15 protein-coding genes are annotated in these 22682 nt (G+C 66.7%); 12 read left to right on the forward strand and 3 right to left on the reverse strand.

All coding sequences use genetic code 11. The features are described from left to right. Positions 1-231 precede the first annotated feature (231 nt). Positions 232-1101, forward strand: a complete 870-nt coding sequence (locus tag BRX43_RS00765; RefSeq protein ID WP_241214692.1) for a glycoside hydrolase family 16 protein — start codon at positions 232-234, stop codon at positions 1099-1101. Positions 1102-1184: 83 nt separating this feature from the next. Beyond that, positions 1185-1415 carry a hypothetical protein gene (locus BRX43_RS00770; protein WP_241214693.1) on the forward strand — a complete coding sequence of 77 codons (231 nt, stop codon included), beginning with the start codon at positions 1185-1187 and terminating at the stop codon, positions 1413-1415. Here the strand turns inward: BRX43_RS00770 and BRX43_RS00775 are convergent. Together BRX43_RS00775 and BRX43_RS20115 are read right to left on the reverse strand one after the other, a co-directional pair. Next, complete coding sequence (locus BRX43_RS00775; protein WP_125992909.1) at positions 1391-4753, reverse strand: DNA methyltransferase; 3363 nt, start codon at positions 4751-4753, stop codon at positions 1391-1393. The two genes, BRX43_RS00770 and BRX43_RS00775, sit on opposite strands and share 25 nt — an antisense overlap. Positions 4754-4962: 209 nt before the next feature. Next, positions 4963-5385 carry a hypothetical protein gene (locus BRX43_RS20115; protein WP_164523484.1) on the reverse strand — a complete coding sequence of 141 codons (423 nt, stop codon included), beginning with the start codon at positions 5383-5385 and terminating at the stop codon, positions 4963-4965. Between the two features lie 173 nt (positions 5386-5558). Between BRX43_RS20115 and uvrA the strand changes: the two genes are divergently transcribed. From uvrA to BRX43_RS20120, 9 genes are all read left to right on the forward strand, one after another. Then, the gene (gene uvrA / locus BRX43_RS00785; RefSeq protein ID WP_125992911.1) at positions 5559-8468 is read left to right on the forward strand and encodes an excinuclease ABC subunit UvrA; all 2910 of its coding nucleotides are present in this window, start codon (positions 5559-5561) and stop codon (positions 8466-8468) included. A 54-nt stretch (positions 8469-8522) separates the two neighbouring features. Then, complete coding sequence (locus BRX43_RS00790; RefSeq protein ID WP_125992912.1) at positions 8523-8699, forward strand: stability determinant; 177 nt, start codon at positions 8523-8525, stop codon at positions 8697-8699. After that, entirely contained in the window at positions 8696-8974 is a 279-nt protein-coding gene (locus BRX43_RS00795) for a type II toxin-antitoxin system RelE/ParE family toxin (RefSeq protein WP_125992913.1), read from the forward strand. The genes BRX43_RS00790 and BRX43_RS00795 overlap by 4 nt, the downstream gene beginning before the upstream one ends. Before the next feature lie 89 nt (positions 8975-9063). Next, the gene (gene thrS, locus BRX43_RS00800) at positions 9064-11070 is read left to right on the forward strand and encodes a threonine--tRNA ligase (RefSeq protein WP_125992914.1); all 2007 of its coding nucleotides are present in this window, start codon (positions 9064-9066) and stop codon (positions 11068-11070) included. A gap of 20 nt (positions 11071-11090) precedes the next feature. Further along, the gene (locus tag BRX43_RS00805) at positions 11091-11663 is read left to right on the forward strand and encodes a sugar O-acetyltransferase (RefSeq protein ID WP_125992915.1); all 573 of its coding nucleotides are present in this window, start codon (positions 11091-11093) and stop codon (positions 11661-11663) included. 123 nt (positions 11664-11786) lie between these two features. Then, positions 11787-12320 carry a translation initiation factor IF-3 gene (gene infC / locus BRX43_RS00810; RefSeq protein WP_125992916.1) on the forward strand — a complete coding sequence of 178 codons (534 nt, stop codon included), beginning with the start codon at positions 11787-11789 and terminating at the stop codon, positions 12318-12320. A gap of 624 nt (positions 12321-12944) precedes the next feature. Next, positions 12945-15809, forward strand: coding sequence for a TonB-dependent receptor (locus BRX43_RS00815; protein ID WP_125992917.1), 2865 nt, complete (start codon positions 12945-12947; stop codon positions 15807-15809). Between the two features lie 158 nt (positions 15810-15967). Next, a complete protein-coding gene (locus BRX43_RS00820) occupies positions 15968-18040 on the forward strand; it encodes a catalase (protein ID WP_125993013.1) in 2073 nt (690 codons plus the stop codon). A gap of 537 nt (positions 18041-18577) precedes the next feature. Beyond that, complete coding sequence (locus tag BRX43_RS20120; protein ID WP_164523486.1) at positions 18578-18754, forward strand: hypothetical protein; 177 nt, start codon at positions 18578-18580, stop codon at positions 18752-18754. Between the two features lie 21 nt (positions 18755-18775). Here BRX43_RS20120 and BRX43_RS00825 read toward each other — a convergent pair whose 3' ends face one another. Continuing rightward, entirely contained in the window at positions 18776-21478 is a 2703-nt protein-coding gene (locus BRX43_RS00825) for a [protein-PII] uridylyltransferase (RefSeq protein WP_125992918.1), read from the reverse strand. A gap of 421 nt (positions 21479-21899) precedes the next feature. Between BRX43_RS00825 and BRX43_RS00830 the strand changes: the two genes are divergently transcribed. Beyond that, positions 21900-22610, forward strand: a complete 711-nt coding sequence (locus tag BRX43_RS00830; RefSeq protein ID WP_125992919.1) for a PEPxxWA-CTERM sorting domain-containing protein — start codon at positions 21900-21902, stop codon at positions 22608-22610. Positions 22611-22682: the final 72 nt, after the last annotated feature.

Here is a 22682-nt window from a genome sequence, read left to right on the forward strand (position 1 = left end):
GCAAGACAACGTCTTATGGCATTCTTGTCCCTGGGCTCCTGCGTCCGCAGGAGCACGATAGCGACTGTCGCGGAGGTTTCGCCTTCGCCGGGGTCAGGCCGCGAGGACGCCATCACAATCCTCGCAGCGGCATCGCAGTAGCGCGATCGCCCGTACCGCGACCGTGCGGAACGCCCGGCTGCGACCCTCCAACCCATTGCCTGCCCACGACAATCATGGCCTATTGCCGCCATGCATCCGGTCTTCCGCCTCGCCGCGCTCGCGCTTCCCGTCCTGGTCGGCGCGATGGACGATCCGCCGGCGGGGCTGGGGGCGAGCAATTACCGGGTCGATGCGCCGCTGACCCGGCCGGCGGACGCGACGCTGGTCTGGTCGGACGAGTTCGACGGCACCCGGCTCGACCCGTCCAGGTGGCGCTACGATACCAGCCGCAATCGCGAGGGCTGGTATAATCACGAGCGCCAATATTATGCCGCCGACCGGCCGGAAAACGCCCGCGTCGCCGATGGCCGGCTGGTCATCACCGCGCGGAAGGAGCGGGTGACCGGGGCCGCCGACTATGGCGGACAGGCCTATAGCTCCGCCAAGATCGACACGGCCGGCAAGGCGGGCTGGACCTATGGCTTCTACGAGATCCGCGCCAAGCTGCCCTGCGGGCTTGGCACCTGGCCGGCGATCTGGATGATGCCGAACGAGGAGGCGCCTTGGCCCAAGGCGGGCGAGATCGACATCATGGAGGCGGTCGGCTGGCAGCCGGAGGTGGTGCACGCGACGCTCCATACGGAATTGTTCGTCCATACCAAGGGCACGCAGCGTGGCGCGCGGCTGCCGCTGCCGACCGCCTGCTCGGCCTTCCATCGCTATCAGCTCGACTGGCGGCCGGACTCGATCACGATCGGTGTCGACGACCGCGCCTATATGCGTGTGCGCAACAATCAGCCCGGCGGGCAAGGGGCATGGCCATTCGACCGCCCGTTCCACCTGATCCTCAACCTGGCGATCGGCGGGGACTGGGGCGGGGCCAAGGGGATCGACGATGCGGCGCTGCCTCAGGCCATGGAGGTGGATTATGTCCGCGTCTGGCAGGAGTCCGGGCGATAGGCGATCGTGACGCGCTGGAGGCGCGCTGGCTGGCGCTGACCCGCGACGAACTGCCGGCACTGGCGGGGGCGCGGGGCTGGCCGGTGCGCGCCGACCATTGTTTCCAGCGCATCCTGCTCGACCAGGCCTGTGGCGGGCGCTGGTATGATCATATCGCCGGGCGGCCGGCCTATGCCCATGCGGATGACGCGGTGCTGGCCCGCGCGGTGATGCTGGCGGAGGCGGTGCGCGACGATATCTCCGACCTGGCGGCGATGAACCGGCAGTCGCTGGCCTGGCGCGGCAAGGATCAGGCGATCCGTCGCAAGCGATAGCCGCTGCGCTCGACCGAGACATGGCCGAGCCGGACCAGCGCCTCCAGCGTCGCCTGGATGCGCCGCTCGATCCGTCGCCCCTGCGCGAAGCCGCGCGCGATCGTCGCCGCATCCCACTCGCCGGCCATGCGGAGCGCGGCAAGCACCAGCGCGGTCTGGCCGATCGCGTCGCGCGGGAAGACGGGCTTGGGCGATCGTGTCGTGGCGGGGCGGGCAGGCTCCGTGTCCGGCGACACCAGATGGAGGGGCGGGATCGCGGCCCCCGCCGCCGCACGCTGCCAATCGGGGCGGAGCCAGCGGACGTGCCCGCGTCGTTCCTCGGCACGGCGGGCCATGTTCAGCGCCACGAGGCGCGCGACCATCGCCGCATCGTCCAGATCGCCGGGCCAGCCATAGGCCGTCGCCACCGCGCGATCGAGCCGGTCGTGCAATTCCATCAGGATATCGATGCGGCCCCGCTGGCGGCGATCCTCCTGCAACCGGGTCAGCGGCCTGTTCATCATCACCTGTTCGCGCAGATTGTAGAGGCCGGTCAGCGTCAGGTCGGGATGCGCGGCGATCACCTCGCGGCACATCATGTCGATCTCCTCGGCCAGCACAGCGATGGCGGCATCGGTCGCGTCGTCGTCGGGCGGGAAGGGGAAGGGATCGAAGCTGCTGGTCTTGGCATAGACGGCGGGACGGTCGTACACGCCCATCATCCCGGCATGGGCCATATACCAGGCGCGGTGCACGCGCGATTGCAGCACGCCCAGATGCCGGGCCTGGTCGCTGGCGATGCAGATCAGCTTGTTGTCGGGTAAGACGCCGCCGTCCAGGAACTGGAAGAGGCGGTGCTTCGCCGTCTCCACCGTGACGATGTAGCGGCCCAGCCCCTCCAGCGCGGGGCGGAGGGCGCGGCGCGGCTCGCCGAAGATCCACCAGCGGTCGCGATAGGCCGGTCGGCGGTTGCCCGCCCGTTCGGGCCGGACGGTGCGGAGCAGATGCTGGTAGACCTCCGGAAAGCGGCGCCGCGCCGCGTCGTCCTCCAGCCCGAACAGGTCGATCGCCCACAGGTCGCGCGACCCGCCCATCAGGTCGCGGCCGTTGCGATAGGGGCGGATGTGCCGCCCCAGCCCCGCGCACCGGCCGAGGCCCAGCGCGACCGCTTCGGCATGGGAGACGAGGAAGCCCGCGCCGTGCAGCGACATGCCGCGCGAACACAGCGCGTCATTGGCGATCAAAGGCCGGGTGGCGGCGAGATCGGTGCCGATCGTCAGGTCCGCATGGATCCGGCCGCGGGTGCCGCCCAGGTCGATGCGGGGCGTATCGCTGTCCAGATCCGCCTCCGCCAGGACGGAGAGCAGCACGCCGTCGGGCCGTCCCGCCTGCGCCACGGTCATCGCGATGCGGACGGCGGCGGCGTCGGGCGTCGCCCTGGTCCAGGCATGATCGGCGATCGCCAGGATCAGGCCGACCGGCGGATCGGCCGCCATGTGCCGCTCGATCACGCGGCGGCTGAACGCCTGGGTGATCGAATTGGTGGTGACGAAGCCGAAGCGCTTGAGGCGGGCGTCCGGCTCGGTCAGCAGGGTCGCCGCCCGGTCCCACCAATACATGACGAAGTCGGCGGACGGGTTCATCTGCGGATGCGCCCGCCACAGCGCGGTGGCATAGGCGTCGCCCAACCGGTCGCGCAGATCCTTGCCGCCGATAAACGGTGGGTTGCCGACGATATAGTCCGCCGCCGGCCAGTCGGGGCGGCGTGGTTGGCGGGCGGCGGGCGGTCCGTCCCAGGCCAGCACGGCGTCCATCGCGGCGATATTGTCCAGCCGCTCCAGCACCGGATCGGCGATCACGCCGCGATTGCGCAACTGCCATTGCAGATAGCCCAGCCACAGCACCAGTTCGGCGATGGCGGTGGCGCGCGGGTTGAGCTCCAGCCCCAGGAACTGGCGGGGATGGACGGTGGCGGTCTCCAGCTGCAACGCCTCCTGCCCGCCGAGATCGGCGAGCACCTCCAGCACGTCGCCCTCCAGCCGCTTCATCAGTTCCAGCGCGACATAGAGGAAATTGCCGGTGCCGCACGCCGGGTCCAGCACGCGGATGCCGGCCAGGGTTTCGTGGAAGTCGTGGACGACGCGGATCGCGGCGGGCAGGTCGGTCAGGCGCAGCCGCTCCACCGCGCCCAGCACCTGCATCTCCCATGTATCGCGCAAGGGTTGGAGGATCGTGGCGGTGACCAGCTGCTCGACATAGGCGCGCGGGGTATAGTGCGCGCCCAGCCGCCGCCGTTCGTCCGTGTCGAGCGCCTGTTCCAGCAGCGTGCCGAAGATCGCCGGCTCCACGTCGCGCCAGTCATGCAGCGCGGCGGCATGGAGTTCGCCAATCTCCGCACGGGTCAGCGGAAGGGCGACGCCGTCCGCGAACAGGCCGCCGTTGAAGCGCCGGATCTTCTCGCGCACCGCGACCGAATAGGTGCCGACATCCATCGCCCGCCACAATTCCTCCAGCAGGGCGGGAAACCCCTCCGGCGCGGCGATCGAAGCGGCGAGCAGGCCGGAGAAGCTGCCCCTGGCGAGCAATGTGTGCCCCTCGGCGAACATGGTGAACAGGCAGCGCATCAGGAAATGCGCGACCGGCTCGGCGGCATGGCCGCGGTCCTCCAGCGACCGGCTGACATTGGCGAGGCGGCCGGCGATGTCGCGGGTGACGCGCGCGGCATGGCGGGTGGGATCGAGCGAGAAGGGATCGAGCCACAGCGCGCGCAGCCGCTCGCGGATCGCGGGCGTCTTCAGGTCGTCCAGATAGATGCGGAAGCCGGCGCGATCGGGGAACTGGCGGTAATGTTTTCCCTGGCCGGAAAAGTCGGCGAACAGCTCGATCGCATGGCCGACATCGACCACCAGCAGGAAGGGCGGCCAGCCATGATCGGTCGGCAGGCAGCGGGCATAGAGTTCGGCCTGCTCGCGCGCGTTGCGCATCAGCACGTCCCAGCCGCGATGCGCGCTGCGCCGGCCGCGTGGCGGCTCCAGCCCCGCCAGCGTCGCGGGGGCGGAGTCCAGCGGAACCTCCTTGGCGCCGCCCCGCTCGCGGCTCTGCTTGGCCTCCAGCACGAAGCAGCCGCGCCGATAGAGGTCGATGCGGCGGTGGCGGACCGTTCCATCGGGCGCGATCTCGTCGACCGCGCGCTCGAAGACATAGTCGTTATGGGTGCGGGTGGCGTCGGCCGGATCGGGCGGCGGCAGATCGAGCAGCGCGCACAATTCGGTCAGGAACAGCGGGAAATTGACCCGCTCGGCCCCGCCTTCGTTGCGCCGCCAGCGCTCGATGAAACACTCGATCGCGGTCTCGGCCATCGCACCCGCCTCCCGGTTCGGGCCGGCGGTGGTGGCGCGGGGTCGTCACGGGCGCGAGCGCGGATGGCTCCGTTCCGGGGCGGCCTCCGGGACGCAAGTCGGTTTCGACTCCATCCCGGATGCATCGACGGGTTCGTTTCATCCCCGGCAGGGGGAGCGGTGTGGAAACGCGCGCTCCGGCCGACCGCACGGGGCGGCCCGAGGGAGGATTATTTCCGGTGCGCGAACAGCTTGCCGAAAATCTGGTCGGCCACGTCGCCAATGACATTGGCGATGACCTGCGCGTCGGGAGCCTTGGTGGTGCCCTGTGGCGGCTCCGGCGGGGAAGGAGGCGGGGGCGGCGGTGCGGACGCTTCTGCGGCCGGCTGCGGCGGTACGGGCGGTTCGGGCGGGCGGGGCGGTTCCGGCGGGCGTTGCGCACCCTGCGCGGCTGGGCGGGTCAATGCGGCGCTGGCGGCGGCGGCGGCCATGGTCAGGCCGGTCGCGAGCAGATGGCGGCCCTCCGGACTGGACAGATGGCGCGACAGGGCGGCGGCGACACCGGCGACCTGCGGCGGCAGGCCGGATTGGGACGACGCGCCTTTTCCGGCGTGGTCGTGCTTCTGCTTGTGCTTCTTCTTCTTCTTGCCCATGGCCGGCTCCGCATGTGTATTAGCGTTGCAATACAGATGGTCCTTTCGCCATCCGCTGACAAGGGGCGGGCGGCGGCGATATCGATCCGACGCAACCCCGCTGGCGGTGGCGCGTCCTGCTTCCTATCTCGTGGCACTAGCCTCCCGCGCGGAACGGAAGTAGAACCAATCCCATGTCCCTGACCCAGATTTCGGTGCGCGGCGCGCGCGAGCACAACCTCAAGGATGTCGATATCGACATTCCCCGCGACACGCTGACGGTCATCACCGGCCTGTCGGGATCGGGCAAGTCGAGCCTCGCCTTCGACACCATCTATGCCGAGGGGCAGCGTCGCTATGTCGAGTCGCTGTCCGCCTATGCACGCCAGTTCCTGGAGCTGATGCAGAAGCCGGACGTCGACCATATCGAGGGGCTGTCGCCGGCCATCTCGATCGAGCAGAAGACGACCAGCCGCAACCCGCGCTCGACCGTGGCGACCGTTACCGAGATCTACGATTACATGCGCCTGCTCTGGGCGCGGGTCGGCGTGCCGTACAGCCCCGCGACCGGCGAGCCGATCGCCGCGCAGACGGTCAGCCAGATGGTCGACCGGGTGCTGACGCTGCCCGAGGGCACGCGCCTCTATCTGCTCGCCCCCGTCGTGCGCGGCCGCAAGGGTGAGTATCGCAAGGAACTGGCCGAGTGGCAGAAGGCGGGCTTCACCCGCGTCCGCATCGACGGCACGATCCACGAGATCGACGAGGCGCCGACGCTCGACAAGAAGTACAAGCACGATATCGAGGTGGTGGTCGACCGCCTCGTGGTGCGCGAGGATATCGCGACGCGGCTGGCGGAAAGCTTCGAGACGGCGCTGAAGCTGGCCGACGGCTTGGCCTATGTCGATCCCGCCGATCCGGTCGAGCCGCACACCCCCAAGTCCGAGGTGCTGGGCGATCACGCGCCGCCGGGCCGTATCGTCTTTTCCGAGAAGTTCGCCTGCCCGATCAGTGGCTTCACCATCTCCGAGATCGAACCGCGGCTCTTCTCGTTCAACGCGCCGCAGGGGGCGTGCCCGGCCTGTGACGGCCTGGGCGAGAAGCTGATCTTCGACGAGGATCTGGTCGTCCCCAATCACGAACTGTCGATCAAGAAGGGCGCGGTGGTGCCCTGGGCCAAGTCCAACCCGCCCTCGCCCTATTACATGCAGGTGCTGGGCAGCTTGGCCAAGGCCTATGGCTTCAGCCTCGATACGCCGTGGCAGGATCTGCACCCCGAGGTGCAGGACGTCATCCTGTTCGGCACGGACGGCAAGGCGGTGACGCTGACCTTCGTCGACGGCAAGAAGAGCTACGACGTCAAGAAGCCGTTCGAAGGCGTGATCGGCAACCTCAACCGCCGCCTGCTCCAAACCGAGAGCGCGTGGATGAAGGAGGAGCTGGGCAAGTACCAGTCATCGCAGCCCTGCGAGGTCTGCAAGGGCGCGCGGCTCAAGCCCGAGGCGCTGGCGGTCAAAGTGGCGATGCAGGACATCAGCCATGCGACGCATCTGTCGGTGGTCGACGCGCTGGCCTTCTTCACCGACCTGCCCAATCATCTGGGCGACCAGCAGCGCGCGATCGCCGAGCGTATCCTGAAGGAGATCGTCGAGCGGCTGGGTTTCCTCAACAATGTCGGGCTCGACTATCTGAACCTCAACCGGACCAGCGGCACGCTGTCGGGCGGCGAGAGCCAGCGCATCCGGCTGGCCAGCCAGATCGGCTCGGGGCTGTCGGGCGTGCTGTACGTGCTGGACGAGCCGTCGATCGGCCTGCACCAGCGCGACAACGACATGCTGCTGGCGACGCTGCGCCGGTTGCGCGACCTGGGCAATACGGTGCTGGTCGTCGAGCATGACGAGGATGCGATCCGTACCGCCGACTATGTCATCGACATGGGGCCGGGCGCGGGCGTCCATGGCGGGCAGGTGGTCGCGCAGGGCACGCTCAAGCAACTGCTCAAGTCCAAGACCAGCATCACCGCCGACTACCTCAACGGCGTGCGCGAGGTGCCGGTGCCGCCCAAGCGCCGCAAGGGCAGCGGCAAGAAGCTGACCGTCCACAATGCGCGCGCCAACAACCTGACCGGCGTGACCGCCTCGATCCCGCTCGGCACCTTCACCTGCATCACCGGCGTGTCGGGATCGGGCAAGTCGAGCTTCACCATCGACACGCTGTTCGCCAGCGCCGCGCGGCAGTTGAACGGCGCGCGCATCCTGGCGGGCAAGCACGACAAGGTGTCCGGGCTCCAGCATCTCGACAAGGTGATCGACATCGACCAGTCGCCGATCGGCCGCACCCCGCGATCGAACCCGGCGACCTATACGGGCGCCTTCACCCAGATCCGCGACTGGTTCGCCGGTCTGCCCGAGGCGCAGGCGCGCGGCTACAAGCCCGGCCGGTTCAGCTTCAACGTCAAGGGCGGGCGGTGCGAGGCGTGCCAGGGCGACGGCGTGCTCAAGATCGAGATGCACTTCCTGCCCGACGTCTATGTCACCTGCGACGTGTGCCACGGCGCGCGCTACAATCGCGAGACGCTGGAGGTGAAGTTCAAGGGGCACAGCATCGCCGACGTGCTCGACATGACGGTCGAGGATGCCGCCGACTTCTTCAAGGCGGTGCCGCCGATCCGCGACAAGATGGCGATGCTGGTCGAGGTCGGCCTGGGCTATGTCAAGGTCGGGCAGCAGGCGACGACGCTGTCGGGCGGCGAGGCGCAGCGGGTCAAGCTGGCCAAGGAACTGGCGCGGCGCGCGACCGGCAACACGCTCTATATCCTGGACGAGCCGACCACCGGCCTGCATTTCGAGGATGTGCGCAAACTGCTCGAAGTGCTGCACGCCCTGGTCGAGCAGGGCAATACGGTGGTGGTGATCGAGCATAATCTCGACGTCATCAAGACCGCCGACCATATCATCGACCTGGGGCCGGAAGGCGGCGTCAAGGGCGGCGAGATCGTCGCGGTCGGCACGCCGGAGCAGGTGGTGAAGGAGCCGCGCAGCTATACGGGCAAGTATCTCGCGCCGTTGCTGAAGGGACGCGGGGTCGAGGCGGAGGCGGCGGAATAGGGAAGGGGTGTTCCGCGCCCTTCCACCATGTCGTCGATAGGATAGGGTCGCGACATGACCGATCTGTCTCCCATCGAATCCGAATTCGCCACCAGCGAGGATGCGGCGGCCTATGACTCTTGGTTGCGCGCGAAGGTCGAGAAGACCCTCACGGCCGCCGGGAAGACGGTGCCGCACGATGCGGTGATGGCGAAGGTGGCGCACGTCATCGGTCGGTATCGCTCGAAGTGACGCTCGCCCTCGTTTGGCGGGACGAGGCTGTCACCGATCTGCTCGACATCTTTGACTATATCGCCGAGCGCAACATCACGGCGGCCGATCGCCTTCTCGCGATGATCGAGCATACGACCGAGCATCTGCCCGATCATTCCTATCTTCACCGTCCTGGCCGCGTGTCGGGAACATGTGAGGCGATCGTGCACCCCAATTACATCCTTGTATATCGGGTGGCGGCGGACGTGGTGGAAATCCTGGCTGTTCTTCACGCGCGCCAGCAATATCCCTGAGCCCGGCGCCAGAGCTTTCCCCTCCACCCTTGCCCCCGCACCACGCGTCGCATAAGCCTCGGCCTCCTCTCCAACCACCGAGTGTCATCATGTCCGCCCATCCGGCCGAGTTGTTCCGCATCACGCTTCCCGACGGTTCCGTCCGCGAGGTCGCGCCCGGGACGACCCCCGCCGATGTCGCGGCGGCGATCGGGCCGGGCCTGGCCAAGGCGGCGATCGCGGCGCGGATCGATGGCGAGGTGCGCGACCTGTCGCGGCCCTTCGACGGCGACACGCAGCTCGCGCTGATCACCATGAAGGACGAGGCCGCCGCGCTGGAACTGGCGCGGCACGATTTCGCGCATGTGATGGCGGAAGCGGTGCAGCATCTCTTCCCCGGCACGCAGATCACCTTCGGCCCGGCGACCGAAGACGGTTTCTACTACGACTTCGCGCCCAAGGACCGGCCGTTCACCGAGGACGACCTGCCCGCGATCGAGGCGGAGATGCGCGCGATCATCGCCCGCAACGAGCCCTTCGTGCGCGAGGTGTGGAGCCGACAGGAACTGATCGACCGCTGGACCGAGCAGGGCGAGACGTTCAAGGCCGAATGGGCCGCCGAACTGCCCGAGGGCGAGGAGCTGACCATCTATCGTCAGGGCGAGTGGCTCGACATGTGCCGGGGGCCGCACATGCCCTCGACCGGCCGGCTCGACCCGTCCGCCTTCAAGCTGACGCGCGTGTCGGGCGCCTATTGGCGCGGCGACCAGAAGAACGCGATGCTCAGTCGCGTCTACGGCACCGGCTGGCTCAACAAGAAGCAGCTCGACCAGCATCTCTTCCGCCTGGAGGAGGCCGCCAAGCGCGACCATCGCAAGATCGGCGCGGAGATGGACCTGTTCCACCTCCAGTCCGAGGCGCAGGGCTCGGTCTTCTGGCACCCCAAGGGCTATCTGCTGTGGCGCTCGCTGGAGGCCTATATGCGTCGCCGCCTCGACGCGGCCGACTATGCCGAGGTGAAGACGCCGCAGCTGATGGACGCGCGCCAATGGGAGCAGTCCGGCCATTGGGGCAAGTATCGCGAGAACATGTTCGTCGTGCCCGACGAAATCCCCAATACCGAGGATGAGGGGGCGGTGCTGTCGGGCGAGGCCGACCTGATGGCGCTCAAGCCGATGAATTGCCCCGCGCACGTCCTGATCTTCAAGCAGGGGATCAAGTCGTATCGCGACCTGCCGATCCGCATGGCCGAGTTCGGCTGCTGCCACCGGAACGAGCCGCACGGCGCGCTGCACGGCATCATGCGCGTCCGCCAGTTCACCCAGGACGACGCGCATATCTTCGTGCGCGAGGACCAGCTGGTCGACGAGGTCCGCAAGTTCTGCGAGCTGCTCCATTCGGTCTACGAGCATCTGGGCTTCACCGACTATGCGGTGAAGCTGGCGCTGCGCCCGGAGAAGCGCTTCGGCTCCGACGCGATGTGGGACATCGCCGAACAGGAGCTGCGCGACGCGGTGCAGGCGTCGAACCTGCCCGAGGGGATCAAGGCGCAGTTCGAAGAACTGCCGGGCGAGGGCGCCTTCTACGCGCCCAAGTTGGAATTCCACCTGACCGACGCGATCGGCCGCACCTGGCAGGTCGGCACCATCCAGTCGGACCGCGTGCTGCCCGACCGGCTCGACGCCTCCTATGTCGGCGAGGATGGCAACCGGCATCGCCCGGTGATGCTGCACCGCGCGATCCTGGGCACGTTCGAGCGCTTCATCGGCATCCTGATCGAGCATCATGCCGGCCGCTTCCCGCTCTGGCTGGCGCCGGTGCAGGCGGTGGTCGCGACGATCGTGTCGGATGCGGACGAGTATGCCGAGGCGGTGGCGGCGAAGCTGCGGGCGGCGGGCCTGCGGGTCGAGACGGATCGTCGCAACGAGAAGATCAACTACAAGGTGCGCGAGCATTCGCTGGCCAAGGTCCCCAACCTGCTGGTCGTCGGCAAGCGCGAGGCGGAGGAGGGCAAGGTCGCCATCCGCCGGCTCGGCAGCCAGCAGCAGGAGATCATGACGCTGGACGAGGCGATCGCGGCGTTGCAGGTCGAGGCGACCCCGCCCGACCTGCGCTGACGGGCTGGGGCGTGGGCGCGATGCGGACCGAAAAGCAGAAGATGCTGGCCGGCGATCCGTATCGCGCCGACGATCCCGAACTGGTCGCCGACCAGGCGCGGGCGGCAGAGTGGATGGTCCGCTACACGGCGGCGCTGGGCGCCCCGGCGGGGGCGCGGGCGGCGTTGCTGGCCGAGGGGCTGGGCGCGGTGGGGGCGGGGACGGTGATCCGGCCGCCCTTCCACTGCGACTATGGCTATAACATCCGCCTGGGGGACGGCGTGTTCCTCAACTTCAACTGCGTCATCCTCGACGTGGTGGCGGTGACGATCGGCGACCGGACCCAGATCGGCCCGGGCGTGCAGATATTGACCGCCGATCATCCGCGCGACGCGGCGGCGCGGGCCGGCGGCGCGGAATGGGGGCGGCCGATCACGATCGGGCGGGACGTGTGGATCGGCGGCGGTGCGCTGATCCTGCCCGGCGTGACGATCGGCGACGGCGCGATCGTCGGGGCGGGCGGCGTGGTGACGCGCGACGTGCCGGCCGGCGCGACGGTCATCGGCAATCCGGCGCGAATCCATACGGCGCGGGGGGAAATATCCGCCGCCTGAGCCACTTCGCGATAGGCTTTGGGGACGGTACGGATATTTGCCGACCCCCGTCTTTCCATTGCGACCGGTGTGTCTTATATTAACAGGGCAACCGTTACAGGAGCTTTACCCATACGTCCTCCCATGATGCGCCGGCCGAACCAGGCGCCGCCAATGAATGGTCCCCGTTTCAACGAGTGGATCCAAAGCCCCAAGGTCCGTGTGATCGACCATGAGGGCGAGAATCTTGGCGTGATGTACACGCGCGAAGCCATGGCCCAGGCACAGGAGATCGGGCTCGATCTGGTCGAGGTGTCGCCCAACGCCGATCCGCCGGTCGCCAAGTTCCTCGATGTCGGCAAGTATAAGTACGAGGCGCAGAAGAAGGCGAACCTCGCTCGCAAGTCGCAGAAGACGCAGGAGATCAAGGAGATCAAGATGCGTCCGAACATCGACGACCATGACTATGACACCAAGATGAAGAAGGTCGTCGAGTTCATCGAGGAGGGCGACAAGGTCAAGGTGACCATGCGCTTCCGTGGTCGCGAGCTGAGCCATGGCCAGCTGGGCATGAACGTGCTCCAGCGCGTCGCCGAGCAGGTGGCCGAGGTCGCCAAGGTCGAGGCCTATCCGCGCATGGAAGGCCGTCAGATGCTGATGGTGCTCGCGCCCAAGTGAATGACGGTGGCGGGTGCGGATCGGCGCACCCGCCGCGACTCGCCAGGTGAGTCGCTTATCCGCGGCCGTCGATAGTCGATCGGGCGGGTAGGCGTCGAAGCGTCACCGCCGCCATCGCGTCGCCGAACTCCCTTCTCCATCCAAGCGCTCGACCGTTCTCCTGCGGATGCGGGAGCATAGGGGCGTGCTGGCGACATCCCGCCTGACCAGCGCGCGTGCAGCGAAGCGATGCTGAGCCATGCCCCGCCATCATCCTTCTCGCGATTACCGCCATCCCAGGACCATGGGCCGGGGGCGGCGATTTGCGGCCGTTTCATGAAGGCCTGGCCTTTGTGGGGTGAGAAGCCTTGGTCGAGGCGGGTCTCGGCTCCGCGCTGATCGGCGGCGGGGCGGAATCGGTCAGCCTCCATTCCCGATCCGCGCGGCCTGTCGCGTCTCCGCTGCCTGTCCGACCCTGACAGCGCCCGCGAAACGGCAGGATCAGCCGCCTGTCGCGTTCGCGCAACACTCGGCGACAAACCATATTCGTTCTTCGAAACTCTTGCTTTCCCCAAGGCAGTCCATAGGATGGCGTCAAACCAGACATTCAAAATAAATCGAATGTCATCATAGGGAGAGATGCCAATGCGTCTGGCTGCGTATCTGCTGTCTGCCGTGGCCACCGTCGCCATCGCCGCTCCGGCCCTGGCGCAGGAGGCCACTCCGCTGACCGCCAGCGAAAAGCAGGTGCCGAGCCAGTCGACCGCCAATGCGGCGGTCCAGTCCCGATCCCCCAATAGCGGCCCCGCCGCCGACAGCGAGTTGAGCGGGGCCAGCGCGGGCGACATCATCGTCACCGCCACCCGCCGCGCCAGTCCGTTGAGCGACGTGCCGATCGCGGTCAGCGCGGTGACGCAGGAGAGCCTGCAGAACACCGGCGGCAACGACATCCGCCAGCTCAACCAACTCGCCCCCTCGCTGCTGGTGTCCTCGACGGGCTCGGAGGCGAACGCTTCTGCGCGGATCCGCGGCATCGGCACGGTCGGCGACAATCCCGGCCTGGAAAGCTCGGTCGCGACCTTCATCGACGGCGTCTATCGCAGCCGCACCGGCGTCGGCCTGAACGAACTGGGCGAGATCGAGCGGGTCGAGGTGCTGCGCGGACCGCAGGGCACGCTGTTCGGCCGCAACGCCTCGGCGGGCCTGATCAACATCGTCACCAAGGCGCCCGAATTCGAATTCGGCGGCATCGCCGAGGCGACCTATGGCAATTACGACAATGTCCGCTTCCAGGGGGGCATCACCGGGCCGCTGATCCGCGACGTGCTCGCCTTCCGCGTCGACGGCATCTACAACAAGCGCGACGGCTTCTACCGCAACCTGACGCAGAACGGCAACGAAGCGCGCGTCAACGACCGCAACCGCTATTTCGTGCGCGGGCAATTGCTGTTCAAGCCGACCGACTCGATCAGCCTGCGCTTGATCGGCGACTATACGTGGCGGCGGGAGAGCTGCTGCGGCGCGACCTATTACGGCAAGAACGAGACGATCGACCCGACGCCCGGCACCAACACCACCGCCGCCAATGGCGCGACTGTCAACACCGACGGCGCCTTCGCCTACAATCCGCAGAATCGTATCCTGGAAATCCTCAATCGCCTGGGCGCGGTTCGGCCGACGACCAGCGTCAACGCCAATCCGTTCGACCGGGTGGTGGCGATCAGCCCCGGCAAGACGTTCCGCAACGTCACGAAGGATTATGGCGGCTCGGGCCAGCTCGACTGGGATTTGGGCGGCGCTACGCTGACCTCGATCACCGCCTATCGCGAGTACAAGTCCGGCAATGCGGGCGATGTCGACTATACCAATGTCGACCTGACCAGCCGTGCGGGCGACGGCAATGCCTATCGCCAGTTCCATACCTTCACCCAGGAAGTGCGGCTGAACGGGTCGCTGTTCGGCGGCAAGCTCGACTGGCTGGTCGGCGGCTTCTATTCGAAGGAGAAGCTGAAGCTGGTCGACAACATCCAGTTCGGCTCGCAATATGGCACCTTCGCCGCCTGTCGCCTGGTCGCGACGCTCAACCCGGCGACCGCGCTCCAGAACCAGGCCAATCCGGGCTGCCTGTCGGCGGCGGGACGCGCGACGATCACCGGTGCGTTCGGCGCGACGCTGGGCGGGGCGGTGCTGGGGGGTCTGGATCGCATCTCGCAAATCCGCAATGTCGGCGACAATGGCTCGACCTATCGCCAGGACAGCGAGAACTACGCCTTCTTCACCCATAATATCTTCAACATCACCGATACGCTGTCGGTGACGCTGGGCCTGCGCTACACCCATGAGCAGAAGGATTTCCGCGCCAATTTCAACAACAACAACACGCTCTGCCCGGTCCAGCAGGCGTCGCTGTCGCCGCTGATCGCCAATGCCGCCGTGCCCGCCGCCGCGCGCCAGTATATCGCCGGCATCGTCACGCTGAGCTGCACCGGCAACAACAGCGCGCAGCTCAACACGCTGAACCTCAACGACGGGTTCAAGGACAGCGAGTTCACCGGCACGGGCGTCATCTCGTGGAAGCCGACGCCGCGGCTGATGACCTATGCCTCCTATGCCAAGGGTTACAAGGCTGGCGGCTATAATCTCGACCGGTCGGACCTGGGTGGCCTGAACGGCGTGTTCGGCCCGCGCTCCAACGCGGATGCCGCCGGCCTGCGCTTCGACGCGGAGAAGGTGAACGCCTATGAAATCGGCGCCAAGTACAACATCCGGGGCCAGTTCAGCCTGAACGTCGCCGCCTTCCGCCAGGAGTTCAAGGACTTCCAGCTCAATACCTTCAACGGCTCGGTGTTCGTGGTGCAGAACATCCAGGCCTGCAAGACCAACCTGAACGGCGCGGATACCGACAATGTCGCGGGCAACGGCACCTGTGTCGGCAATGCCGACCGGCCGGGCGTGATCTCGCAGGGCGTCGAGATCGAGTCGACCATCACCCCGGCGCGCAACTTCAACGTCTCGGCCGGCTATACCTATGCCGACACGCATTTCCGCCGCAACCTGGTCGGCAGTTCGGAAGGCGAGGGGCTGGACCCCGCACTGTTCCTGCTGCCCGGCAGCCAGATGTCGAACGCGCCGCGCCATGTCGTCACCAGTTCGCTGGCCTGGACGCCGGACATCGGCTCGAACGGCATGTCGGCGCTGTTCTACATCGATCAGCGCACCACCTCCGACTATAACACCGGATCGGACCTCGCGCCCGAGAAGCGACAGGACGGCTTCACCCTGGTCAATGCGCGCATCGGCATCCGCGGCGACAAGGACCTGTGGGCGCTGGAGTTCTGGGGCCAGAACATCTTCAACAAGAACTACATCCAGGTGGCGTTCAACACGCCGTACCAGGGGGCCGGCTCGATCGCGAACACGACCCGCTTCGGCTCGACCTCCAACGCCCTCTACTCGGCGTTCCTGGCCGAGCCGCGCACCTATGGCGTGACGCTGCGCTCGCGCTTCTGAGGATCGGGCAAGGGGCAGGGGGCGGTTCGCCAGGGATGGGCCGCCCCCTGGCCCTTGTCACAGAGATTTATCCGTCGGACCGATACGGTATCCGCAACTTGGGCGTCTTGGCACGCGTTCATGTCCTGAATTCAGACAGGACGAACGTGATGCATGACATGGCCAACCGCAATCCCGGCAATGGTGGCGAGACCCATCAGGTGGCCGATGCCGATCACCCGGTCCTCACCACCAATCACGGGATGCCGATCGCGGACAATCAGAACCAGCTCAAGGCGGGCGCGCGCGGCCCCGTGCTGCTGGAGGACGAAGTCTACCGCGAGAAGATGAATCACTTCGACCATGAGCGCATCCCGGAGCGGATCGTCCATGCCCGTGGCACGGCGGCACACGGCTATTTCGAATGCACCGACAGCCTGTCCGACATCACCCGTGCTGACCTGTTCCAGAAGAAGGGCCAGCGCACCGAGGTGTTCACCCGCTTCTCGACCGTCGCCGGCGGAGCCGGGTCGGTCGACACGCCGCGCGACGTGCGCGGCTTCGCGGTGAAGTTCTACACGCGCGAGGGCAATTGGGACCTGGTCGGCAACAACATCCCGGTCTTCTTCATCCAGGATGCGATCAAGTTCCCCGATTTGATCCATGCCGCCAAGATGGAGGCGGATCGCGGCTATCCCCAGGCCGCGACGGCGCACGATACCTTCTGGGACTTCATCTCGCTGATGCCGGAATCGACCCATATGATCATGTGGGCGATGTCGGATCGGACATTGCCCAAGAGCTTCGCGACGATGGAGGGGTTCGGCATCCACACCTTCCGCTTCGTCAACGCCGAGGGGAAGAGCACCTTCGTCAAGTTCCACTGGAAGCCCAAGGCGGGACTGGCCTCGTCGATCTGGGACGAGACGGTGAAGACGGCCGGCGCGGACCCCGATTACCAGCGGCGCGACCTGTTCGAGCGGATCGCGCGCGGCGACTATCCCGAATGGGAGCTGGGCGTGCAGCTGTTCGACGAGGAATTCGCCGCCAGCCAGCCCTATGACGTGCTCGACGCGACCAAGATCATCCCGGAGGAGGTGCTACCCGTCCGCATCGTCGGCAAGATGGTGCTGGACCGTTACCCGGACAATTACTTCGCCGAGACGGAGCAGGTCGCCTTCTGCCCCAGCCATATGGTGCCGGGCATCGATCACTCGAACGACCCGCTACTCCAGGGCCGGCTGTTCTCCTATCAGGACACGCAGATCAAGCGGCTCGGCTCGACCAACTGGCATCAGCTGCCGATCAACCAGGCCAAGGGACGGGAAGGCGGCTGCCCGTTCCACAATTTCCAGCGCGACGGCCATATGCAGATGCAGGTGCCCAAGGGCCGCGCCAATTACGAGCCCAACTCGCTGCATCTGGCGGGCGAAGAGGGCGGTCCGCGCGAGGACCCCAAGGCCGGTTTCGTCACCTATCCGGCGGAGGAACAGGGGCCGAAGCTGCGCATCCGCCCCGAAAGCTTCGCCGATCACTATAGCCAGGCGCGGCTGTTCTGGCAGTCGATGGACCCGGCGGAACAGGCGCATATCGCCTCCGCCTTCGTGTTCGAGCTGAGCAAGGTGTCGCTGGAGCATATCCGCCGGCAGGTGATGGCGAACCTGCGCAACGTGGACGAGCAACTGGCGACCCGCGTCGCCGAGGGGCTGGCGATGGACCTGCCGGAGGCGGCCCCGGCGGCGGCACCGGTGATCGACATGGACCCGTCGCCCGCGCTCCGTATCATTCGCGGGCCGCTGGAGAAGCACACGCTGGAGGGCCGGACGGTCGGCATCCTGTTCGCGGACGGCAGCGATGCCGGCGAACTGGCGATGGTGCGCAAGGGCGTGAAGGCGGCGGGCGGCCACCCGCTGCTGATCGCGCCCAAGGTCGGACAGGTGCCGCTGTCGGACGGCTCGACCATCAAGGCGGATGCGCAATTGTTCGGCCAGCCCTCGGTCACGGTCGATGCCTGCGCGGTGATCCTGTCCGCCGAGGCGACGGCCAAGCTGACCAAGGAGGGCGCGGCGGTGCAATGGGTGATGGACGCCTTCGGTCACTTGAAGGCGATCGGCCATAATGCGGCCGCGCAACCGCTGCTCGACAAGGCAGGCGTCGAGCCGGACGAGGGCGTGGTGGCGCTGGACGGCTTCGTCGAGGCGGCAAAGCGGCGCTATTGGGACCGCGAGCCGAAGGTGCGCACCCTGGCCTGAGGCGGTATCGCCCTTCGTCTGGATGCAAGCATCCGGGCGGGGGCGGGACCTTCGATGTTTCGCTCCCGTGACCGAACCGTGGCGGAGGCCAAGGTTCGGTCACGGGGCATTTCGAATGATTTGCAAAGGCCGCCCAACACCGTCCCGGCCTTTGCCGAGATGGCAGCTTGGGGCGAGCGGATGTCATCCTGCTCCGGCATATATTGTCTGATCCATTCGGCAGGGATGTTGCAGTGCAGTGCAGCAGTCCATCCCGAGGATACAAATAAATTCCCTCCGGAGTAAGGAAGTCTGCATTTTTCGCGACGTGCCCAGGCCATGGCGTTGCTTGACTTCCATGCCGGCCAGGCCCATCCATTCATCATGATCACGCCGGTGGCATACCAGCGGTTTCGCAACCATAGCGGTCAACTGGCCGCACGAGACTAGCCCGGGCCGTTCCGGCGCACAGGCGTCGGGGTGGACCCGGGCCTTATTCGATCCTCTCGCGGGCGGCGTCATCCGCGCCCGCCACCTCGAATAAGCGGACCAACCGCCATGGACCGGACCAAGATCGACACGGGCGATCGCCCGACTCTCTATCCCACTGACCATCCCACCGGCGACGCACGCTTCACCAAGATGCTGGAGCGACTGGTGGACATTCCCCTGCTGCTGATGGTGCTGCTGCTCGGCATCCCCCTGCTGCTCTATTGTATCCTCACCAGTCCCTGAACGCGATCGACGCGGCCATTCTCAGGCAGCCGTGCCGTCCGCCGATTCCAGCAGGCGTTTCTCCAGCGTCCGCAGCCGGCTGCTGGCGGTCAGCCGGTCGCCCGTGAGGTCGGTGACGTAGAAGGTGTCGACCGCCCGCTCGCCATAGGTGGCGACATGCGCGGAGTGGATCGTCACCTTCGACTGGAACAGCGCATGGGCGAGCTGGTTGAGCAGCGCCGGCCGGTCGCGGGCATTGACCTCGATGACGGTGAAGCGGTTCGACGCGTCGTTGTTGATCAGGACATTGGGCTCGATCGGAAAGGCGTCGGCGCGCGGCCGCACGGCAGGCTTGGCGACCAGCCGGTCGATCAGCTTGCCGCGATTGGCCAAGGCATCGTCGATCCCCGCTTTCAGCCGGGTGAGGCGCGCCGGGTCGTCGAAGGGGCGACCGAACGGGTCCTGGACCAGGAAATTGTCGATCGCCATGCCGTCGCGCGTGGTGTGGATGCGCGCGTCGATGATGTTGCCGCCCGCCAGGCTGATCGCGCCGGCGATGCGATAGAAGAGGCCGGGATGGTCGGCGGCATAGATGCTGACCAGGGTCGCGCCACGCTCCGCATAGACCTGCGCGTCGATCGTCAGCGGTGCATCGCCGGCCGCCTCGATCAGCCGGGCATTATGGGCCAGCACGTCGTCCGGCTCGGCGATCCAATAGGCGGCGGGGAAGCGATGGACGGCCGCCGCCAGTCGGTCCGCGTCCCAGCCCATCGCCTCCCGCAGCCGTTGCTGGCGATCGGCGATCCGCTCGTCGCGGCCGCGCTGCTTGTGGCCGAGGCGCAGCACCTCCTCCGCCGCCTCGAACAGGTCGCCGAGCAACTGGCGCTTCCATCCGTTCCAGGTGCCCGGACCCACCGCGCGAATATCGACGACGGTCAGCACCAGCAGCATCCGCAGCCGCTCCGGGCTGGCGACGGTGGTGGCGAAATCCAGGATCGTCTTGAAATCGGCCAGGTCGCGCTTGAACGCCGTGGCCGACATCAGGAGGTGATAGCGGACCAGCCAGGCGACCGTCTCGGTCTCCGCCGGGGTCAGGCCCAGCCGTGGCCCCAGATGCTGCGCCACCGCCGCGCCGAGGATCGAATGGTCGCCGCCGCGCCCCTTGGCGATGTCGTGGCACAGCACCGCGACGCGCAACGCCCGGCGCGACACGATCTGCTGGACGATGCGGGTGGCGATCGGATGCGCCTCGCGCTCCAGCCCCGCTTCGATCCGGGCGAGCAAGCCGATCGCGCGGATCGTGTGCTCGTCGACCGTATAGTGATGGTACATGTCGAACTGCATCTGCGCGACGACGCGCGCGAAATCGGGAATGAAGCGGCCCATCACGCCCGCCTCGTTCATCCAGCGCAGCACCAGTTCGGGATCGCGCGGGCTGGTCAGCACGTCGAGGAACAGCGCATTGGCGCGGGGATCGCGGCGATGGTCGTCGATCAGCTTTGCATCGCGCGCGGCGGCGCGCATCGCCAGCGGATGCACCTCCAGCCCGTGCAGGTCGGCCAGCTGGAAGATCTCGACCAGCCGCACCGGATCGGCGCGGAAGAAGCCGTCCTCGGGCAAGGCCAGCCGGCCGCGATCGAGCACGAAGCCGTGGAGCTTGCGGGGTTTTCGTCGCAGCGCCGGCAGGCCGAAGCGGCTGCCGCGCGCCGCGAACCGCTCGTCCAGATGCGCCAGGAACACGCCGGTCAGCGTACCGACCGCGCGGACCTGGAGGAAGTAATATTGCATAAACCGCTCGACCGCCGACTTGCCCGCGCCGTCGCGGAAGCGCATCCGCTGCGCCACCTCGCGCTGCACGTCGAAGGTCAGCCGGTCCTCGGCCCGGCGGGTGATGATGTGCAGATGGCAGCGCACGGCCCACAGGAACTCGTCGGCGCGGTGGAACATGCGATATTCGGCCGGGGTGAACAGCCCGACCCCGACCAACTGGCGGGCGCGCTGCACGTCGTAGACATATTTGCCGATCCAGAAGAGCGCGTGCAGGTCGCGCAGACCCCCCTTGCCCTCCTTGACGTTGGGCTCGACGACATAGCGGGTGTCGCCCATCCGGCGGTGGCGCGTGTCGCGCTCGGCGAGCTTGTCGGCGATGAACTGGCGCTCGGTGCCGTGCTGCACCTCCGCCTTGAAGCGGCGCGTCGCTTCGGCATGGACGCCCTCGTCGCCCGCGACCAGCCGGCGTTCGAGCAGGGCGGTGCGGACGGTGATGTCGCCCTTCGCCTGGCGGAGCATCTCGTCGATCGAGCGCGAGCTGTGGCCGACCTTCAGCCCCAGGTCCCAGAGCGCATAGAGGATCGCCTCGAACACATGTTCCGCCTCGCGGCTGGCGGTTGCGCGGGTCAGGAAGCCGATATCGACATCGGAATGCGCCGCCATCTCGCCCCGGCCATAGCCGCCGACCGCGACCAGCGCGATCGGCTCGGCGGCGGGATAGAGGCGCACGGCGCTGTCGAACAGCAGCCGTAATATCTGGTCGGTCAGGTATGCCTGTCCGCTCGCCGCTTCCAGCCCGCGACTGGGCCGTTCCGCCAGCCGCCGCGCGATCTCCGCCCGCCCCGCCGCCAGCGCATCCTTGAGCAGCGGCACGATGGTGGCGGGGATGGCATCGGGCATCGCCGCGATCCGCTCGGCGATCGCCCGACGGTCGATGATCGCGCGGCGGTTGGCAAGATGGTCGAACTGGCTCATGCCCGCTTCATGGCGGGCTTGGGGCGAAGGCGCCAGCCGGTTTGGCATGTGGCGGTGAACCGGGCTGGCTGACGGTTATGCTGTCATCACGCATCGTGTAACGCGGAATCCCGACCAAGCACGACCCTCATCGTCGACAGGCATCGGATATGTAATCCTTAGTAAAGGCCCTCCATTCGGAGGGGGTCTATAGTTATCCATGGCTGTAGATGTCTTTTGAGTGGTATGAGTTGTATACCATAGTTCAAATAATCGCGTTAATGTACCAATTCTTGAATATGGTGAATCCAGGGATGCGTTGGTAGGTCGACATTGGCGCGCGTCGTGTGAGATGGCGTAGTATTGGCATCGTGGTGCGGCAATCGGCTCATCTTCGTTCATAAGAAGGTGCGCTATTATCCTTGCGGGAAAGGGATTGGCCATGATTAATGGATATATGAAATCAATCGCAATCGGCATGTTGATGCTGGCGCCTGCTACCGTTCATGCTACCACCTCCGTCGTCTATAACAATGTGCCGAACGGGCAGAGCGCATTTGACGCAACCGTTGCCGCTGCCGGTGGTGTGCTGGAGACGCAAATCCTTGGCGTGACGACCAGCTACACCGATTTCACCATCAGTAAGCCGGCATTGAATACCTACCCCGAAATAACCGGACAGTTGACGGATATCGCGCCGGACGGGACGGTTCGTGGACCCGATGGTGATTCTCGCCCCAGCGGCATCAAATTCACCTTTGCCGCGCCGATCAACGCCTTTGGGCTCAATGTCGGCGATTGGGGAACATGCTGTTATCCGTCGTCGCTCTATATCGCGTTCGACGGCGGTCCGGCGATCCTAGTCGGTATGGCCCTTTCCGACGAGGATGTACCGCGGACGAACGGCGCATATTCGATGTTCGTCGGCGCGCTGGATGATTCCAGCACCTTCACCACGGCCGAGTTCTGGGGGGACGGCTTTGGTGAGGCACTCTACGCTGGCGGTACGATCCGTTATTCCGCGATCGACATCGGCGGCTTGCCGCCGACGGTGCCCGAACCCTCAACCTGGGCGATGATGACGTTGGGCCTGGGCGCTGTTGCCGCCATGGTCCGTCGGCGGCGTAACAGCGTCGCCACGGCGCTTGCCTGACATCATCGAAGGCGGGAATGCGCGCAGGACCACGCTCGGCGCCCATTCCTGTCTGCGGCAAGCAGAACCTCA

Origin of the sequence: Sphingomonas sp. S-NIH.Pt15_0812, assembly GCF_003951315.1 — a bacterium.
GTDB lineage: Bacteria > Pseudomonadota > Alphaproteobacteria > Sphingomonadales > Sphingomonadaceae > Sphingomonas.

Coding starts and splice junctions, on each gene's coding strand:
- BRX43_RS00775 (WP_125992909.1), bottom strand. CDS start 4,753: ATGGCCGAGACCGCGATCGAGTGTTTCATCGAGCGCTGGCGGCGCAAC.
- uvrA (WP_125992911.1), top strand. CDS start 5,559: ATGTCCCTGACCCAGATTTCGGTGCGCGGCGCGCGCGAGCACAACCTC.
- BRX43_RS00820 (WP_125993013.1), top strand. CDS start 15,968: ATGGCCAACCGCAATCCCGGCAATGGTGGCGAGACCCATCAGGTGGCC.
- thrS (WP_125992914.1), top strand. CDS start 9,064: ATGTCCGCCCATCCGGCCGAGTTGTTCCGCATCACGCTTCCCGACGGT.
- BRX43_RS00830 (WP_125992919.1), top strand. CDS start 21,900: ATGATTAATGGATATATGAAATCAATCGCAATCGGCATGTTGATGCTG.
- BRX43_RS00805 (WP_125992915.1), top strand. CDS start 11,091: ATGCGGACCGAAAAGCAGAAGATGCTGGCCGGCGATCCGTATCGCGCC.
- BRX43_RS20120 (WP_164523486.1), top strand. CDS start 18,578: ATGGACCGGACCAAGATCGACACGGGCGATCGCCCGACTCTCTATCCC.
- BRX43_RS00815 (WP_125992917.1), top strand. CDS start 12,945: ATGCGTCTGGCTGCGTATCTGCTGTCTGCCGTGGCCACCGTCGCCATC.
- BRX43_RS20115 (WP_164523484.1), bottom strand. CDS start 5,385: ATGGGCAAGAAGAAGAAGAAGCACAAGCAGAAGCACGACCACGCCGGA.
- infC (WP_125992916.1), top strand. CDS start 11,787: ATGATGCGCCGGCCGAACCAGGCGCCGCCAATGAATGGTCCCCGTTTC.
- BRX43_RS00825 (WP_125992918.1), bottom strand. CDS start 21,478: ATGAGCCAGTTCGACCATCTTGCCAACCGCCGCGCGATCATCGACCGT.
- BRX43_RS00790 (WP_125992912.1), top strand. CDS start 8,523: ATGACCGATCTGTCTCCCATCGAATCCGAATTCGCCACCAGCGAGGAT.
- BRX43_RS00765 (WP_241214692.1), top strand. CDS start 232: ATGCATCCGGTCTTCCGCCTCGCCGCGCTCGCGCTTCCCGTCCTGGTC.